This is a genomic window from Gilliamella sp. B3817, from assembly GCF_026536705.1.
Taxonomy (GTDB): Bacteria; Pseudomonadota; Gammaproteobacteria; order Enterobacterales; family Orbaceae; genus Gilliamella; species Gilliamella apicola_I.
Map to the genome: position 1 here is coordinate 1 of NZ_JAFNNV010000028.1, position 527 is coordinate 527.

The 527-nt window shown below is 42.7% G+C and carries 1 protein-coding gene; it reads right to left on the minus strand.

Annotation, left to right across the window (positions count from 1 at the left end; translation table 11 throughout):
* Nucleotides 1–520 (minus strand): hypothetical protein (locus J3U36_RS11355; protein WP_267379874.1); only part of this gene is annotated, 520 nt, incomplete at its 3' end.
* Between the last annotated feature and the right edge of the window lie 7 nt (nt 521–527).

Below are 527 nucleotides of genomic sequence, written 5' to 3' on the forward strand. Positions count from 1 at the left end.
TTTTGCGGTAGGCGGTGAATGGATTGTCGATTTGTGCACTGCCGTAACCTAAGGTTTTAAATGGCACTGCATAGACGGTATCTTTTTGGCCTGCATAACCGGTCGTGCTTAAAATCGCTTTATACTCGCTGTCAATTGATAACGGCTCACCATTATCCGTTTCCCCGCTCCATAATACGGCCTCATCCGGACTGATATCACTAAAACGGAACGTCTTTAAGGGATATTGGTTATCTAAGTCTGATTGACGGTAAACCGTAATCTGGTATTCCGCTATTTTTGAGGGGTAGTTAGTATAGACATAAAATCCCATTGGTGAGGTAAACAGCCCTTGCGAGGTCAGCTTAAGCTTGGGATTATAGATACTTAAGTTAAGCTTTTCTTCTGCATTAAACTCATCCCGGATAATGTTCAATTTGGGTACGTTATCCGCACCGGCATAAACACCATTTGAGCCGAGTAAAAAAGCAGCACTTATCCCCAGACAAGGTAAATGCCGGGTCCAGTTATGTTTTTTCATCTACTTT